This is a genomic window from Neotabrizicola shimadae (genome assembly GCF_019623905.1).
Lineage (GTDB): Bacteria > Pseudomonadota > Alphaproteobacteria > Rhodobacterales > Rhodobacteraceae > Neotabrizicola > Neotabrizicola shimadae.
The window spans coordinates 768,940-784,694 of record NZ_CP069370.1; the positions used below are offsets into that span (position 1 = coordinate 768,940).

Annotated in this window: 13 protein-coding genes and 1 other RNA gene; 9 read left to right on the forward strand and 5 right to left on the reverse strand. The window is 66.3% G+C overall.

Translation table 11 applies throughout. The features are described 5' to 3' along the window. Positions 1 to 2: 2 nt before the first annotated feature. The 3 genes from JO391_RS03625 to JO391_RS03635 form a co-directional block, all read right to left on the reverse strand. Positions 3 to 938, reverse strand: coding sequence for a carbohydrate ABC transporter permease (locus tag JO391_RS03625; protein ID WP_259444814.1), 936 nt, complete (start codon positions 936 to 938; stop codon positions 3 to 5). Continuing rightward, positions 931 to 1,758 (reverse strand): carbohydrate ABC transporter permease, encoded by an 828-nt coding sequence (locus JO391_RS03630; protein ID WP_220664434.1) that lies wholly within the window; start codon positions 1,756 to 1,758, stop codon positions 931 to 933. Before JO391_RS03630 ends, JO391_RS03625 begins: the two co-directional genes overlap by 8 nt. Before the next feature lie 134 nt (positions 1,759 to 1,892). Continuing rightward, the gene (locus tag JO391_RS03635) at positions 1,893 to 3,125 is read right to left on the reverse strand and encodes an ABC transporter substrate-binding protein (RefSeq protein WP_220662840.1); all 1,233 of its coding nucleotides are present in this window, start codon (positions 3,123 to 3,125) and stop codon (positions 1,893 to 1,895) included. Positions 3,126 to 3,439: 314 nt separating this feature from the next. Here JO391_RS03635 and JO391_RS03640 point away from each other — a divergent pair, with 314 nt between their 5' ends. The 3 genes from JO391_RS03640 to JO391_RS03650 all read left to right on the forward strand — a co-directional run bounded on the left by JO391_RS03640 (position 3,440) and on the right by JO391_RS03650 (position 6,853). Continuing rightward, positions 3,440 to 4,510: a LacI family transcriptional regulator gene (locus JO391_RS03640; RefSeq protein ID WP_220662841.1), complete on the forward strand. Its 1,071-nt coding sequence runs from the start codon at positions 3,440 to 3,442 to the stop codon at positions 4,508 to 4,510. Beyond that, positions 4,510 to 5,565, forward strand: coding sequence for a sugar phosphate isomerase/epimerase family protein (locus JO391_RS03645; RefSeq protein ID WP_220662842.1), 1,056 nt, complete (start codon positions 4,510 to 4,512; stop codon positions 5,563 to 5,565). The genes JO391_RS03640 and JO391_RS03645 overlap by 1 nt, the downstream gene beginning before the upstream one ends. A gap of 112 nt (positions 5,566 to 5,677) precedes the next feature. Continuing rightward, a complete protein-coding gene (locus JO391_RS03650; protein WP_259444815.1) occupies positions 5,678 to 6,853 on the forward strand; it encodes a Gfo/Idh/MocA family protein in 1,176 nt (391 codons plus the stop codon). A gap of 72 nt (positions 6,854 to 6,925) precedes the next feature. Here JO391_RS03650 and JO391_RS03655 read toward each other — a convergent pair whose 3' ends face one another. Then, complete coding sequence (locus JO391_RS03655; RefSeq protein ID WP_220662843.1) at positions 6,926 to 7,978, reverse strand: extracellular solute-binding protein; 1,053 nt, start codon at positions 7,976 to 7,978, stop codon at positions 6,926 to 6,928. A 371-nt stretch (positions 7,979 to 8,349) separates the two neighbouring features. On the opposite strand from JO391_RS03655, the gene JO391_RS03660 reads away from it, so the two are divergent. From JO391_RS03660 to ssrA, 6 genes are all read left to right on the forward strand, one after another. Next, complete coding sequence (locus JO391_RS03660; RefSeq protein WP_220662844.1) at positions 8,350 to 9,579, forward strand: aminotransferase class V-fold PLP-dependent enzyme; 1,230 nt, start codon at positions 8,350 to 8,352, stop codon at positions 9,577 to 9,579. 199 nt (positions 9,580 to 9,778) lie between these two features. Further along, positions 9,779 to 11,128, forward strand: a complete 1,350-nt coding sequence (locus JO391_RS03665; protein WP_220664436.1) for a cryptochrome/photolyase family protein — start codon at positions 9,779 to 9,781, stop codon at positions 11,126 to 11,128. A gap of 58 nt (positions 11,129 to 11,186) precedes the next feature. Then, positions 11,187 to 12,398: an SAM-dependent methyltransferase gene (locus JO391_RS03670; protein WP_220662845.1), complete on the forward strand. Its 1,212-nt coding sequence runs from the start codon at positions 11,187 to 11,189 to the stop codon at positions 12,396 to 12,398. Positions 12,399 to 12,416: 18 nt separating this feature from the next. Then, the gene (locus JO391_RS03675) at positions 12,417 to 12,863 is read left to right on the forward strand and encodes a TrgA family protein (protein ID WP_220662846.1); all 447 of its coding nucleotides are present in this window, start codon (positions 12,417 to 12,419) and stop codon (positions 12,861 to 12,863) included. A 1-nt stretch (position 12,864) separates the two neighbouring features. Then, a complete protein-coding gene (locus tag JO391_RS03680) occupies positions 12,865 to 13,989 on the forward strand; it encodes an NUDIX domain-containing protein (RefSeq protein WP_220662847.1) in 1,125 nt (374 codons plus the stop codon). Further along, positions 13,974 to 14,327, forward strand: a transfer-messenger RNA (tmRNA) gene (gene ssrA / locus JO391_RS03685). The genes JO391_RS03680 and ssrA overlap by 16 nt, the downstream gene beginning before the upstream one ends. Before the next feature lie 175 nt (positions 14,328 to 14,502). Here the strand turns inward: ssrA and JO391_RS03690 are convergent. Next, entirely contained in the window at positions 14,503 to 15,702 is a 1,200-nt protein-coding gene (locus tag JO391_RS03690; protein ID WP_220662848.1) for an SH3 domain-containing protein, read from the reverse strand. Between the last annotated feature and the right edge of the window lie 53 nt (positions 15,703 to 15,755).

The window sequence follows — 15,755 nt, forward strand, 5'->3', positions numbered from 1 at the left end:
GATCAGCCTTTCACGGCACCGGCGGCGATGCCGCGGACGAAGAGCTTGCCAGAGATGAAGTACACCAACAGGGGCACCAGGCCGGTGAGCAGCGTGGCCGCCATGTTGACGTTGTATTCCTTCACCCCCTGCACGGAGTTGACGATGTTGTTCAGTTGGACGGTCATCGGATAGACCTCGGGCTTGGTGTAGACGACACCGAAGAGGAAGTCGTTCCAGATGCCCGTCACCTGCAGGATGATGGCCACCACGAAGATCGGCAGCGACATCGGCAGCATGATGCGGAAGTAGATGCCCCAGAACCCGGCGCCATCGACCCGCGCCGCCTTGAACAGCTCTTCCGGTATGGAAGAGAAGTAGTTGCGGAAGAGAAGCGTCAGGATCGGCATCCCGAAGATGGTGTGCACGATGATCAGGCCCCAGAGCGAGCCGTACAGTCCGATTTCGCGCAGCAGGATCACGATGGGGTACAGCATCACCTGATAGGGGATGAAGGACCCGAAGATCAGGATGGTGAAGAACACGTCCGATCCGCGGAAGCGCCAGTTCACCAGCGCATAGCCGTTCACGCTGGCCACCGCGATCGACAGGATCACCGAGGGCACCAGGATGCGCACCGAATTCCAGAAGCCGCGGCTGAGCCCGTCGCAGTTCAGCCCGGTGCAGGCCTCGGCCCAGGCCTTGACCCAGGGCTGGAAGGTCACTTCGACCGGGGGCGAGAAGATGTTGCCCATGCGGATTTCGGGCATCCCCTTCAGCGAGGTCATAACCATGACCCACAGCGGAAGGATGTAGTACAGGCACACGACGATCAGCGTGCCGTAAAGCATGATGTTGCCGGGCGAGAGCGTGCGCCGGGGACGCGCGCCGCGGGGGCCCGTCATGGGGCCAGTCATGGCCTGTGTCGTCTGGCGGAAATCGGTCGAGACGTCAGCCATGCTTCTTGCCCCCGAATTCGAGATAGGCCCAAGGAATGAGGACGATGAGCACGGACAGGAGCATCATCGTCGAGGCAGCGAAGCCCTGGCCCAGGTTCTGCGCCTGGAACATGTAGGCATAGACATACATCGCGGGCACCTGGCTGGCCGTGCCGGGGCCACCCGAGGTTTGGGCCACGACCAGATCGTAAAGCTTGATGATGCCGGAGGCGACGATGACCAGCGTGGTGATGAAGACCGGACGCATCATCGGGATGACGACGAACAGATAGGTCTTCCACCGGGGGATGCCGTCCACGCGCGCGGCCTTCCAGATGTCTTCGTCGATGCCGCGCAGGCCGGCGAGCATAAGGCACATCACGAATCCTGTGCCCTGCCAGAGCCCGGCGATGAGAAGGCCGTACAGCACGACATCGGGGTTGTTCAGCGGATCGAAGGCAAAGCTTTCCCATCCCATTGAGCGGACGATGTGCTGGATGCCCAGCTCGGGGTTCAGGATCCATTGCCAGACCAGGCCCGTCACGATGAAGGACAGGGCGAAGGGGTAAAGCATGATGGTGCGGAACGTGTCCTCGAACCGGATCTTCTGATCCATCAGCACGGCCAGCAGGAAGCCCACGGCGATGGTGAAGACCAGCGCGAGCACGCCGTAGATCATCAGGTTCTGGATCGAGGTCAGCCAGCGGCTGGAAGACCAGAGGCGTTCGTACTGGTCGAAGCCCACGAAGCTGAGCTTGGGCAGAAGCTTCGAACTGGTGAAGGAATAAAGCACGGTCCACAGCGTGCCGCCCACGAACACCACAAGCGTGGTGGCCACCATGGGAATGGCGGCGATCTTGGCGTTCAGGTTGCGGAACGGAAGTGCCTTTCGGTCGGCCACGGAGCATCCTCCCAAGTCGTCCAGAGTGACGCGAGCCGCCCGGTGAGGGGCGGCTCGACTGGAGTGGTGAGGTCTCAGAGACCGGACTTCAGGATCTCGACATAGCGGGCCTGAGCTTCTTCGGGGGTCATTTCCTGACCCTTCCAGAATTCGGCCTGCAGGTCGCCCAGCTGGGTCTGGACGTCGGGCGACCAGATCATGTCACCGGCCGGAACGATGTTGCCGCCGGCGAGGATTTCGAGGCCCTTCTTCATGCAGTCGTTGGCGGCGGCGAGGTCGACGTCGCCGCGGATCGGCAGCGAGCCCTTCTTGAGGTTGAAGGCGACCTGGACTTCCGGCGAGACGAGCAGGGCGGCAAGGCGCTTCTGCGCGGCCTCGATTTCCGGATCGCTGTTCTTCGGGAAGTAGAAGGCGTCGCCGCCGGTCGAGATGTACTCGTTCAGGCCAAGACCCGGAAGGCAGGTATAGTCCTTGCCGGCCACTTCGCCCGCGACCTGGAATTCGCCCTGCGCCCAGTCACCCATGATCTGGCCGGCGGCCTGGTCGGTGATGACGAGGTTGGTGGCCTGGTTCCAGTCCTGAACGGTGGACTTGGCGGCGAGCTTGCGCGCATCGGCTGCGGCCTGGAAGACGGCGAGCATTTCCGGGCCCGCGGCGGCATCCATGTTCTTGTCGACGTTCACCTGCTTCCACAGGTCAAGACCGCCGACGCCGATGGTGATGGCGCCGAAGGCGAGGTTCGACTGCCAGTTCTGGTTGCCGAGCGCGAGCGGGATCTTGCCGGCGGCTTCGACCTGCGGCGCCGAGGCCACGAATTCGGTCCAGGTGGTCGGGACCGGAAGGCCCAGGTCTTCATAGACCTTGTTGGACAGCCACAGCCATTCGGGCGAGTGGATGTTCACCGGGGCGCAGTAGATCTTGCCGTCGACGGTGCAGGCATCCAAGAGCGACGGCGGATAGACGATCTCTTTCCAGTTGTTCGCCTCGGCCACGTCGGTCAGGTCCAGCATCAGGCCGGCTTCCACCAATTCCAGGGCCTGCTGGCCGTGGTTGAACTGGGTGGCACCCATCGGGTCGCCGCCGGTGATGCGGCTGATCATCACCGGGCGGGCGGTGTCGCCGCCGCCGGCGATGGCGCCGTCAACCCAGACATCGCCCGAGGCGTTGAAGGCCTTGGCAAGCTCTGCCACGGCGGCCGCTTCGCCGCCCGAGGTCCACCAGTGGGTGACCTCAAGCTCGGTCGCGTGGGCAGCCAAAGGCAGGGCCGCCGTCGCGCAAAGCGCGGCCGCCAGTTTCGTGAGTTTCATGCAGTCCTCCCGGTTTCTAAATCGTTATAGGCGATTTCTATAACGTTGTAGTTTTGTGAAGCAAGCAATCTTTTCGCTTGATGCCGGGCTTTTGGGCGGTTTTGAATATGCGCGATTCCTTGGCTTTGAAAGTGCCTTTTGCCCATGCCGTCCGCCGTAGCATCCTGCCAGGCCGTGACTTGCCAAAGCCTTGAGTCCAAAGGGATCGGGGGGGCGCCGGCCACTGTGCATGGTTGGCGCGGGGCGGTGATTCGAAGCGGCGCGCCCGGCCCAGCGGGGGATGCGATGCCGGCGCTCTGCGGGAGGCGGAGGCCATGACAGGGGCGGCGCCGATTCTCCTGGCAGAGGACCACCACGAACGCCCGACGCTCAAGACCATCGCGGCCGAAACCGGGCTTGCCGTGGCCACCGTCAGCCGCGCGCTGAAGGATGCGCCCGACATCGGCGAAGAGACGAAGCGGCGGGTGCGTGAGACGGCAGAGCGCCTGGGCTATCGCCCGAATCGGGCGGGGGTGCGCCTCAGGACCGGCAAGACCAATGTGATCGCGCTGGTCCTGTCGACCGAGGCCGACATGATGAACCACACCTCGCGGTTGATCTATTCCATCGCCAACAGGCTTCGGGGCACGGCCTATCACCTGGTGGTCATGCCGTTCTTTCCCGATCAGGATCCGATGGAGCCGATCCGCTACATCGTGGAAACCGAAAGCGCGGACGGGGTCATCCTGAACCAGACGCGGGCCGACGATCCGCGGGTGCGCTACATGGCCGAACGTCACTTCCCCTTTGCCACGCATGGGCGGACGGAGATGGGGATCGACCATCCCTATTTCGATTTCGACAACGAAGCCTATGGCCGGGTGGCGGTGCGGGCGCTGGCGGCGCGGGGGCGCAGGCGGATTCTGATGGTGGCGCCGCCGCTGTCGCACAACTATGCGCAACACATGGTTACGGGGTTCCGCGACGAGGCGGCCCGGCTTGGCCTTTCGGCCGAGGTGGTGGAGGATGTGACTTCGGATTCCGGTGCCTCGCTGACGGAAGGCGCGCTCATGCGGCGGCTTGGCCGGGCGCCCGTGCCGGATGGGATGGTGCTGGGCTCGACCACGGCCGCGATGGGGGCCGTCAGCGCGATCGAGTTGTCGGGGCTGGAGCTTGGGCGCGACGTGGATGTGGTCGCCAAGGAGGCGATCCAGTTCCTGCGCCGGTTCCGGCGCGAAATGATCGTCGTGCCCGAGGATGTGGGGCGAGCGGGGGATTTCCTGGCCCGCGCCGTGGTAGCCGCCATCGAACGGCGGGCGCCAGACCAGAGTCAGGAGCTTGAGGTACCGGCCGAGGTGGCGGCACCGGAGAAGGACAGGGGCGCGGCCCCGCGGGAGGATGTTTGATGCGGACCTTGAAGGGCCCCGGGCTGTTTCTGGCGCAGTTTGCGGGGGATGCGGCGCCGTTCGATTCGTGGAAGTCGATCACGGCCTGGGCGGCGGATTGCGGTTATGTGGGCGTTCAGATCCCGTCCTGGGACGGGCGGTTGTTCGATCTGGACAAGGCGGCGTCGTCCAAGGACTATTGCGACGAGCTGAAGGGGGTGGCTGCGGAAAGCGGCATCGCCATCACGGAACTGTCCACCCACCTGCAAGGCCAGCTTGTGGCGGTTCATCCCGCCTATGATACGGCCTTCGACGGCTTTGCCGCGCCGGAAGTGCGCGGCAACCCCAAGGCACGCCAGGCCTGGGCGGTGGATCAGGTGAAGAAGGCGCTGACGGCGAGCCGCAACCTGGGGCTTTCGGCCCATGCCACCTTCTCGGGCGCGCTGGCCTGGCCCTATCTCTATCCCTGGCCGCAACGGCCCGCAGGGCTGGTGGAGACCGCCTTCGACGAATTGGCGGCGCGCTGGCGGCCGATCCTCGACCATGCCGAGGAGATGGGCGTGGATGTCTGTTACGAGATTCACCCCGGCGAGGACCTGCACGACGGTATCAGCTATGAGATGTTCCTGGAACGCACGGGCAACCATGCGCGGGCCTGCATGTTGTACGACCCCAGCCACTACATCCTGCAACACCTTGATTACCTTGAGAACATCGACATCTACCACGACCGCATCCGCATGTTCCACGTCAAGGATGCTGAGCTGAATCCGACCGGGCGGCAGGGCGTCTATGGCGGTTATCAGTCCTGGGTGAACCGCGCCGGTCGGTTCCGGTCGCTGGGCGACGGCCAGGTGGATTTCGGCCAGGTGTTTTCCAAGCTGACGCAATACGGCTTTGATGGCTGGGCCGTGGTGGAGTGGGAATGTTGCCTGAAGCATCCCGAGGACGGGGCGCGGGAAGGCGCAGAATTCGTGAAGCACCACATCATCCGCGTGACCGAGAAGGCCTTCGACGATTTCGCCGATTCGGGGGCAGACATGGCCGCGAACCGCAAGATGCTGGGCATCGGCTGACAGGGCGGAAGCGGGGACACAGCCCCGCATCCCCATGGGGATGATAGAGCCAGGATGAAGGGGGGAGGGGGCGCCTTGCGCCCGTCCGCCCGCGAGAGGAAAGGAAGAGGACATGGCGATCACTGCGGCGCATGTGGCGCGAAGCCCGCGCATCCGGCTGGGCATGGTGGGGGGCGGGCGCGATGCCTTCATCGGGGCGGTGCACCGCATCGCCAGCCGCATCGACGACCAGTACGAACTGGTCGCTGGCTGCTTCTCGTCGAACCCCGAGAAGTCGAAGGCTTCGGGCGCCGACCTGGGGATCGACCCCGGCCGCACCTACGAGAGTTTCGCCGAGATGGCGATGCGCGAGGCGCGCAAGAAGGACGGCATCGAGGCGGTGGCGATCGTGACGCCGAACCACATGCACGCCCCCGTGGCGCTGCAGTTCCTCAAGCGCGGCATCCATGTGATCTGCGACAAGCCGCTGACGGCAACCCTGCCCGAGGCGAAGAAGCTGGCCAAGGCGGCAGAGGCCTCGGGCGTGGTCTTCGCGCTGACGCATAACTACACCGGCTATCCGATGATCCGGCAGGCGCAGGCCATGGTGGCGGCAGGCGAGCTGGGCGAGATCCGGCTGGTGCAGGTGGAATATGCGCAGGACTGGCTGGCCGAGCCGCTGGAGGCCTCGGGCCAGAAGCAGGCCGACTGGCGCACCGACCCGGCGCGCTCGGGCGCAGGCGGCGCCACCGGCGACATCGGCACCCACGCCTTCAACCTGGCGAATTTTGTCACCGGGCTGGAGCTGGAGGCGCTGTCGGCCGACCTGCAGAGCTTTGTTCCCGGCCGGCGGGTCGATGACAACGGCCATGTGCTGATGCGCTTCAAGGGCGGCGCGCGGGGGATGCTCTGGTGTTCGCAGGTGGCGAGCGGCTGCGAGAACGGCCTGCGGCTGCGGGTCTATGGCACCAAGGCCGGGATCGAATGGGAACAGGAGAACCCGAACTACCTCTGGGTCACGCCGCTTGGTGCGCCGCGCTACCGGCTCACGCGGGGCGGGCCGGGCACGGGGGCCGCGGCGGCACGGGTGACGCGCGTGCCCTCGGGCCATCCGGAAGGCTATCTCGAAGGCTTCGCCAACATCTACGCCGAAGCCGCCCGCGCCATCATCGCCCGGCGCGAGGGCACGCCGCTGGACCCCGCCGTCACCTTCCCCGGCCTGAAGGAGGGCCTGGAGGGCGTGGCCTTCGTCGACGCCTGCGTGCGGTCGTCGAAGCGTGACGCCGCATGGGTCGCGCTGAACCTGTAACCTGTTGCACACAAAATGAAAAACCGCCCGGAAGGTGACTTCCGGGCGGTTCCTTTTCCGGTCAGGCCAATATCAGAAGCCGGCCTTGATAGTCTCGAACTCCTGGGTCATGCGGTCGCGCATGGCCGGGTCGATCGGGGTCTGGCTCAGCACGATGCCGTCGATCGGGTCGACATTGCCGGCCTTGAGCTCTTCCACGGTGATCGTGGCCATCGCCTTGTCGTTGGCATGGGCATAGCCGAAGTTTTCCAGAAGACCCTTGGCCGAACCCGGCGCGAGCCAGGCGTTGATGAAGTCATAGGCCTTGTCTTCGCTGCCCGGCTGGTCCTTGAAGTTCACATAGCCGCAGAACCACGACGCCACGCCTTCCTTCGGCGTGCGGTTGAACTCGACCGGGACGCCTTCGCGCTTCATCGCGGCGACGCCGTCGTTCCAGGTCCAGGCGATGACAACCTCGCCGGTCTTCATCAGCTGCGACAGTTCCGACGGGTCGGCCCAATAGGTGCGCACATTGGCATGGGCCTGGCGCAGCCAGGCGGCGGCGGCCTGGAACTGTTCCTCGGTCACGTTGGTCCAGTCGGTGACGCCAGTGGCCAGAAGCGCAAGCGACCAGGTGTCATCGGTGTTGTCGGGCAGCGAGATGCGGCCCGCGTATTTCGGGTCGGTAAACACGGCAAGCGAGGCCACGTCTTCGGCCGGGACCTGGTCGGTGTTGAAGGCGATGGCGGTGTAGGCGTAGTCGGTCGGGATGTACCAGACGCCGGTATCATCCTTGAAGATCGACGAATTCAGGAAGCGCGGCGCGATGTTGGCAAACTCCGGAATGCGGCTGACATCCCAGGGCTCGATCAGGCCGGCGTCCCGATACTTCTGCACCATCTGCGAGCAGGGGTGCGCCACGTCGGCCTTGAAGCCCGAAGACACCTTCTGGAATGCCTCGTCATCGTCGCCGAAGAAGGCATAGGTCGGCATCTGGCCGTACTTGGCGACGTAATCCTCGATCAGGGCCTGATTCTCGAATCCGGCCCAGTCGAAGACGATCAGGTCCTGGTCGGCGGCAAGGGCGGGGGCGGCAAGGGCGCCGGCCAGCGCGGCGCCGGCAAGAAGGCGGGAAAGTCGGGTCATGGTGCTCCTCGGCTGTTGTGGTCGGGGTGGCTTCGGGCGTGGGGCCCTGCAACTCTTGACCGGGTGACGCTAGAATAGCGCGTCGTCATGCTCAAGGAATAATATCCTCGTGAGGAAAGTTGCCGCAGCGTCAAGCGGTTGCCCGGGATTTGGGCGGTTTCAACGGCGATCTGGCGAATTCCGCGGCAGGCGCGTGCCCTTGCCGGCGGTCGTGGCTGCGGGTAAAACCGCGGCTGATGGCGCGAGGAATGCCTCACGCGGTCTGCCGGGGGATGCCCCGGCTCGGCAGGAAGACCTGTCAGGTTTCGGGATGTCCCGGCCTGGCCGGGCTGTGCCGAAGCCTTCCCAGAGGATGCGAAAGGCTTGATGACGTGACCCAGCTTGACCTGACCTTCGTGCGCGCCCAGTTCCCGGCGTTTTCCTCGCCGGTGACGGCGGGACAGAGCTTCTTCGAGAATGCCGGGGGGTCCTATCCCTGCCGGCAGGTGGTGGACCGGCTGACCCGGTTCTACACCGACCGCAAGGTCCAGCCCTATGCGCCCTATGCCGCCGCGCAACTGGGCGGGGCGGAAATGGACGAGGCGCGCGACCGGCTGGCGGCGATGATGGGCGTGGCGCGGGACGAGGTGAGCTTCGGCCCCTCGACCAGTGCCAACACCTATGTGCTGGCCCAGGCGGTGCGGGGCTGGATGGGCGGCAAAGGTGCAGTCGTGGTGACGAACCAGGACCACGAGGCCAATTCCGGCGTCTGGCGGCGTCTGGCCGAAAGCGGCGTCGAGGTGCGGGAATGGCGGATCGACCCCGAAACCGGGCACCTGGACCCGGCTGACCTGGCGCGCCTTCTGGAGGATGGGCAGGTGAAGGTGGTGGCCTTCCCGCATTGCTCCAACGTGGTGGCCGAAATCAACCCGGTGGCAGAAATCTGCGCGATGGCCAAGGCCGCCGGCGCCTTCACCGTGGTGGATGGCGTCAGCTATGCGCCACACGGCTTCCCCGACATTCCGGCGCTTGGCGCGGATGTCTATCTATTCTCGGCCTACAAGACCTATGGGCCGCACCAGGGCATCATGGTCATCCGCCGGGGCTTCGGGGATCTGCTGCCCGCCCAGGGGCACTGGTTCAACGCGGGCACGCTTTACAAGCGCTTCACGCCGGCGGGGCCGGACCACGCGCAGATCGCCGCCTGTGCGGGCATGGCGGACTATGTCGATGCGCTTTACGCGCGGCATGTGGGCGGCCAGGCGGACGCCGCGGCGCGCAACCGCGCGGTGCACGATCTGATGCGAGTGCAGGAGATCGAGGCAGTGGCGCCCCTCCTGGATTATCTGGCGGCCCGCAATGACCTGCGGCTGATCGGGCCGCGTGGTGCGAAGGATCGGGCGCCGACAGTGGCGGTGGCGCTTCAGGGCGCGGCAGAGACGGTGGCGGAACGGCTGGCGCGGCATGGCATCAACTGTTGGGGCGGCGATTTCTATGCCGTGCGTCCGCTGGAGGCGATGGGGGTGAACCTGGACAAGGGTGTGCTGCGCATGAGCCTTGTGCACTACACTGGCCCCGATGACGTGGCCCGGCTGATCCGGGCGCTGGAAGAAGAGCTTTGACGCTCCACGGGGGGCGCTGCCCCCCAAGGCCCCCCGACGGCCCCGGCAGGTCCGGGGCCCCCTTCGGGGCCATCCGGTTCATGATGCAAGGTGATCCGGCCGGGCAGGGGCCGCGTATCCCTGTGAAACCCGAGGGAATTCCGTGACCGCGCCCCTGCTTCTGTGGTTCCGCCGCGACCTGCGGCTGACCGACCTGCCGATGCTTGCTGCCGCCGGGGCGACCGGTCGCCCCGTCATCCCGGTCTTCGTGCTGGACCCCGAGACCGAGGCAATCGGTGCCGCGGCCAAGTGGCGGCTTGGCCTCGCGCTGGCCACCTTTGCCGCGCGGCTGGAGGCGGAGGGAAGCCGGCTGGTGCTGCGGCGCGGGCCGGCGCTAGGGGTGCTTGAATCGCTGCTCGCCGAAACGGGCGCAGCCGGGATGATGTGGACGCGGAGCTACGAGCCGGCCGCGATCACGCGGGACGCCGCGGTCAAGGCGGCGCTGAAGGCGCGGGGCCTTGTGGCAGACAGCCATTCCGGTGCCACGCTGGCCGAACCCTGGGAGGTGACGACCGGCGAGGGCGGTTTCTACAAGGTCTACACGCCGTTCTGGAAAGCACTTTCGGCGCGGGGCGTGCCCGCCCCAGTGCCGGCGGCGCGGCTTCGCGTGCCGGACGCCTGGCCCGCCTCGGACCGGCTGGAAGACTGGCATCTCGGCGCGGCGATGCGGCGGGGGGCGTCGGTGCTTCTGCCTCATGCCGTGGTGGGAGAGGCCGCGGCGCGGGCGCGTCTGATGGGCTTTCTGGATCGCAAGATCGACCGCTACCGCGACGACCGCGACAGGCTTGACCTGCCCGCGACCTCGGGCCTGTCGGAAAACCTCGCCTGGGGCGAGATCGGCCCGCGCGAGATCTGGCACGCGGCGGCCGAGGCCGAGCGGGCGGGTGCGCGCGGGGCGGAGCATTTCCGCAAGGAACTCGCCTGGCGCGATTTCGCCTGGCATCTGATGTACCACACGCCCCAGATCGCCACGGCCAACTGGCGGCCCGAATGGGACGGCTTTGCCTGGGCCGGCGAAAGCGAGGCGGCTGAGAGGTGGCGGCAGGGCATGACCGGCGAGCCGGTCGTCGATGCCGCCATGCGCGAGATGTATGTGACCGGCACCATGCACAACCGGGCACGCATGATCGTCGCAAGCTACTTGACCAAGCACCTGCTGACGCATTGGAAGATCGGCCTGGACTGGTTCGCCGACTGCCTGACTGACTGGGACCCGGCCTCGAACGCGATGGGCTGGCAATGGGTGGCAGGGTCCGGCCCCGACGCCGCGCCCTATTTCCGTATCTTCAACCCGGCCACCCAGGCCGAAAAGTTCGATCCCGAAGGCCGGTATCGCGCGCGCTGGCTGGCCGAGGGGCGGCGCAACCCCGCGCCAGAGGCGTTGTCCTACTTCGCGGCTGTACCAAAATCCTGGCGGCTTGATCCCGGCCAGCCGCCGCCGCGCCCGCTGGTCGACCTGGCAGAAGGCCGCGCCCGTGCCCTTGCGGCACTGGCCGCGCGGGGGGCTTGAGCCGCAGGGCTTTTTCTGGAACCTTCCTTCAAAAAACAAGAACGGGGAACAGGGAACGATGGACGTCCTGACGACGACGAAGGGGCAATCCGGCCTGCCGCGGTATTTCTCGGCGGCGCTGGAGGTAGCAAGGCGTCTGGAACGCGGGCGGCTGGACTTTGTCCTGCCCGATGGCCGGCGCTTTCGCGTCGAGGGGCACCAGCCCGGCCCGGTGGCCGAGATCGTCATCCACAACCCCGATTGCATCGCCCGCCTGATCCGCGAAGGCGATCTCGGTTTTTCCGACGCCTATCTGGAAGGCTGGTGGTCCACGCCGGATCTGCAGGCCTTCATGGATCTGGTGCAGGGCGGCAACGACGGAGTCTACGACGGCTTTCCCGGCATGGGCCTGGTGCGCGCCTACGAGAAGATGCGCTTCTGGCTGCAATCGAACTCGAAACGGCAGGCCCGCAAGAACATCGCCTATCACTACGATCTGGGCAACGATTTCTACCGGCTCTGGCTGGACGACACGATGACCTATTCCTCGGCCCTGTTCCAGACCGGGCAGGAAAGCCTGGAACGCGCCCAGACGCAGAAATACGCCAGCATGGTGGACCGCATGGGCGCCCAGCCCGGCGATCATGTGCTGGAAATCGGCTGTGGCTGGGGCGGTTTCGCCGAATATGCCGCCCGCGAGCGCGGGCTGAAGGTGACGGGCCTCACCATCAGCCAGGCGCAATACGATTTCGCCGTGGAACGCATCGCGAAGGCCGGCCTGTCGGACCGCGTGACCTTCAAGTTGCAGGACTACCGCGACGAACGCGGGCAATACGACGGCATCGCCAGCATCGAGATGTTCGAGGCCGTGGGCGAGAAATACTGGCCGGTCTATTTCGAAACCCTGCGCGAAAGGCTGAAGCCCGGCCGTCACGCGACGCTTCAGATCATCACCGTGCCCGACCGCCGGTTCGAGACCTACCGCAAGAGCGTGGACTTCATCCAGAAATACATCTTCCCGGGCGGCATGTTGCCCTCGCCCGCCGCGCTCCGGCGCGAGATCGACCGCGCGGGCCTCAGGCTGCGCGACAGCTTCGAATTCGGTCAAAGCTATTCCGACACGCTGCGCCGCTGGCACGAGGTGTTCAACGCCCGCTGGGACGAGGTGGCGCAGATGGGCTTCGACGACCGCTTCCGCCGGATGTGGAACTTCTACCTCACCTCTTGCGCTGGCGCCTTCCGGGGTGAAATCTGCGACGTGACTCAGATCACGGTGACCCGGCCCAACTGAGGCCGGCGAAGGAGCCCGATGCCCACAGCCGCAAAAGCCGTTGCCGCCCTTGCCTTTGCACTGGTGGCCTATTTCGCGGCCCAGGGCGTCAAGGCGCCCGGCGTCATGCCCGAAGGCACGCAGTTCGGCCTGTTTTCCGAAATCACCGCCGCAATCGGCTTCCTGTGCGGCTGGATCGTCATGGGCGGGCTGGTGGGCCGGGGCTATGGCGAGGCGGCGGCCTCGGGACTGCGCGTTTCGGTCACCATCCTGTTCTGGGCGCTGCTGGGATTCGCGATCTACGACATGGTGCTTCTGTCCACCAAGCTGCGCTATGACGGCCCGATGGAGGCCGTGCTGGACGTGTTCAACATCATGATGGTCAATGGCCGGCGCATCCTGACCGTCGAAATCCTCGGCATCCTGGCGGTGGGCGGCGTGCTGGCCGGCTGTGCCGCGGAATGGGCCGGGAAGCGCTGGAAGTAACATGGCAGAGTTCTTCTTCTACGGAACGCTGCGGCACCTGCCGCTGTTGTCGGTGGTGCTCGGGCGGCCGGTCACGGGCGAGGCCGCCTGGCTGCCCGGCCATGCCGTGCGGCAGGCGATGGAGGGCGCCTTCCCCGTGCTGGTCGAACAGCCGGGGGCGCGGGCCGAAGGCATCGTGGTGCGCGACATCGGGCTGGCCGAAATCGCGCGGCTGGATCACTACGAAGGCGGCTTCGCCTTCGACACGGTCGAGATGACCGTCCAGACGACGCAGCCGGAAATGGCGCGCGTCTATCGGCCCCGGCCCGGCCAATGGCAGGCGGGGGCGCCCTGGGTGCTGGCCGACTGGCAGGCCCGGTGGGGCGATGTGGTCACCGAAACGGCGCATGACGTGATGGCGCTGCACGGCACCATGCCCGCCGATGCCGTTCTGGCGCGCTATCCGCAGATGCTGGTGCGCGGGGCGTCGCGCCTGCGCGCCAGGACCGATGCCGCGCCTACCGCGCTCCGGCTGGCGGCGCAGCCGGGTGACGTGCAGGTGCTGTCGCGCCGCACCCCCTATGCACGCTTCTTCGCGGTCGAGGAATACGATCTGACGCACCGCCTGTTCCAGGGCGATCAGGGCAAGCCCATCCTGCGGGCGGCCTTCATCGCCTGCGATGCAGTGACGGTCCTGCCCTACGATCCGGTGCGCGACCGGGTGCTGCTGGTCGAGCAGTTCCGCACCGGCGCGCTGGCGCGCGGCGACCGCCAGTGCTGGCAACTCGAGGCCGTGGCGGGCCGCGTGGACGCGGACGAGACGCCCGAGGCGACGGCACGCCGCGAGGCGGTCGAGGAAGCGGGCCTCACGCTCGGCGACCTGCTCCCTGTCGCGCAGTATTACACGTCGATCGGGGCGGTCTCCGAATACCTCTATTCCTTCGTCGCCCCCTGCGACCTGCCGGACGGTCTGGCCGGGACGCATGGCGTCGAGGAAGAGGGCGAGGACATCCGCACCCATGTGATCCCCTTCGACCGTCTGATGGAACTGGTCGGTTCGGGCGAGATCTCCAACGCCCCCCTCATCATCACCGCGCTCTGGCTGCAACGCGAGCGCCCGCGGTTGCGCGGGGCGTTGCAGGTCTGAGCGGCGCGCCCTATATTGGGCCTGTCCGGGGCAACCCGGACTATGGCGATAAACGCACCTGCAATAGACGGCTCGGACCCGGGGGCGGTACCCGGCGGCTCCACCAAACCCCGCGGCGTTGCGCGGTCATGGGGCCGAAACAGGATCGACGGACGTTCAAAGAGGCCAGCTTTCGCTCGGTGAGCTACCACCGTTATCGGTGCAAAAGTACAGTTGCCAACGACAACCGTGCTCCGGTGGCTCTGGCTGCGTAAGCAGTTCGAGTACCGAAAACTAAGCCCTTGCGCTTAGCCGCGTAAGGCGGGGTTCGCAGGCACCTGGCAACAGAAGCCTGCACTTTCACCTCACTGCCCTGGGTTGCTTCAGACCGTGCCGCCTGGGCCATCTGCCTTTATGCGGTCGGGGCTTCGCGTCCGAAGGCAGGGGCAGGGAACAGATCTGCGCAGAGAGTTCGAGACGCGCCGCCGCACAGGGCAATTCCGCCTGTACAGACACGCCCATGCAGACCCCGCCTCAACCCTCGCCCTGAAACTCCACGCCTGCCGTGCTGCCATCGGAATAGGCGATGCATTTCCACGGCGCCCGGTCCGCGCCCACGCCCACCATGACCAGCGTACCGGCCTGCGAGAATTCGGAGCTCAGCACCGCCACATCGCCATTGCCGGTCTCTTGCGAAACGGCTGCAAGGCAGGCTTGCTCTTCCACCGAGGGCGTGACCGCCGGAAGCTGCGCGGCCTGTTGGTCAGCCATTCCGGCTTCGCAGAGGCCGTCACCGTCATTGCCCATGAACATGCCGCCGTCCGTCGATCCGTCGGAATAGGCGATGCACTGCCACGGCACGCTGCAGGGACCGACGGCCAACTGTACCATCGTGCCGGCCTGAGAGAATTCGGAGCCGGTCACCACCACGGCATAACCCGGCTCCACCTGTGCCGCCACGGCGGCCCGGCAAGCGTCTTCCGGCAAGGCTGCTGTCGACACCGCGGGCTTCTGCTGCGGAGGGGTCGCGCCCGGTGCGCTGCCTTCCACCAGGAAGTCCCCGGCGGCCCAGCCCTCGAAGCCCGGATCGGCGAGGGTGGCGACATGGCACCAGCGCCGGCCCTCGGCCATGCGACAACCAAGGTTGCGCACCGTCGTGCCCCCGGACAGCTTCGTCACCACGGCCGCTCCGGCCGAGGCCGAGGCGCGCAGGTTCAAGGTTCCGCCGCCGGTCGTCCTGACCTCGAAGAAGTCCGGTCCGCCGGCCAGTGCATCCGCGAAGTCGCCCTCGACCACGGCCCCCGTGGCGCCGGTGATCGAGACATCCAGCGTGAAATCTGCCGATTTCCCCTCGCGCGCCGCATTCCGATACAGGAAGACGCTCACCGTATAGATGCCAGAGGCGGGCAGTGTGCCGATGAAATGGTTCATTTCCGGCGTCATCTCCCCCAACGCCAGGGCCTCGTCGCCCGGACCCCGGCCCGGCGCGTAAAGGTTGAAGTACAGCGATGTGCTGCGGGAAGAGAGCTTCACGTCCATCCGCTGACCGGCCTCGGCACCGATCAGATAGGAAATGCTCTCCCGCCCCGTCACCTTCCCTGTCAGCGTCGTGCCGGTGCTGCCGGCCGGGAAATGCACTTCGACTTGCCGGAGGTCTTCCTGCGCCAGCACAGGCGCGCCCGTCGAAAGGGCCAGGGCAAGGGCCAATGCGGCAAGCGGACGAAAACCTGTCATGACCAAATGACCCTCCGGATCTGGATGCCGCCCAGGGCCGCCGCCCCACCGCG

Bases quoted from the DNA above. Each gene is read 5' to 3' on its own strand.
- JO391_RS03650 (WP_259444815.1), top strand. From the start codon at position 5,678: ATGGCGATCACTGCGGCGCATGTGGCGCGAAGCCCGCGCATCCGGCTG.
- JO391_RS03690 (WP_220662848.1), bottom strand. From the start codon at position 15,702: ATGACAGGTTTTCGTCCGCTTGCCGCATTGGCCCTTGCCCTGGCCCTT.
- JO391_RS03680 (WP_220662847.1), top strand. From the start codon at position 12,865: ATGGCAGAGTTCTTCTTCTACGGAACGCTGCGGCACCTGCCGCTGTTG.
- JO391_RS03640 (WP_220662841.1), top strand. From the start codon at position 3,440: ATGACAGGGGCGGCGCCGATTCTCCTGGCAGAGGACCACCACGAACGC.
- JO391_RS03625 (WP_259444814.1), bottom strand. From the start codon at position 938: ATGGCTGACGTCTCGACCGATTTCCGCCAGACGACACAGGCCATGACT.
- JO391_RS03630 (WP_220664434.1), bottom strand. From the start codon at position 1,758: ATGGTGGCCACCACGCTTGTGGTGTTCGTGGGCGGCACGCTGTGGACC.
- JO391_RS03670 (WP_220662845.1), top strand. From the start codon at position 11,187: ATGGACGTCCTGACGACGACGAAGGGGCAATCCGGCCTGCCGCGGTAT.
- JO391_RS03645 (WP_220662842.1), top strand. From the start codon at position 4,510: ATGCGGACCTTGAAGGGCCCCGGGCTGTTTCTGGCGCAGTTTGCGGGG.
- JO391_RS03635 (WP_220662840.1), bottom strand. From the start codon at position 3,125: ATGAAACTCACGAAACTGGCGGCCGCGCTTTGCGCGACGGCGGCCCTG.
- JO391_RS03655 (WP_220662843.1), bottom strand. From the start codon at position 7,978: ATGACCCGACTTTCCCGCCTTCTTGCCGGCGCCGCGCTGGCCGGCGCC.
- JO391_RS03665 (WP_220664436.1), top strand. From the start codon at position 9,779: ATGCTTGCTGCCGCCGGGGCGACCGGTCGCCCCGTCATCCCGGTCTTC.
- JO391_RS03675 (WP_220662846.1), top strand. From the start codon at position 12,417: ATGCCCACAGCCGCAAAAGCCGTTGCCGCCCTTGCCTTTGCACTGGTG.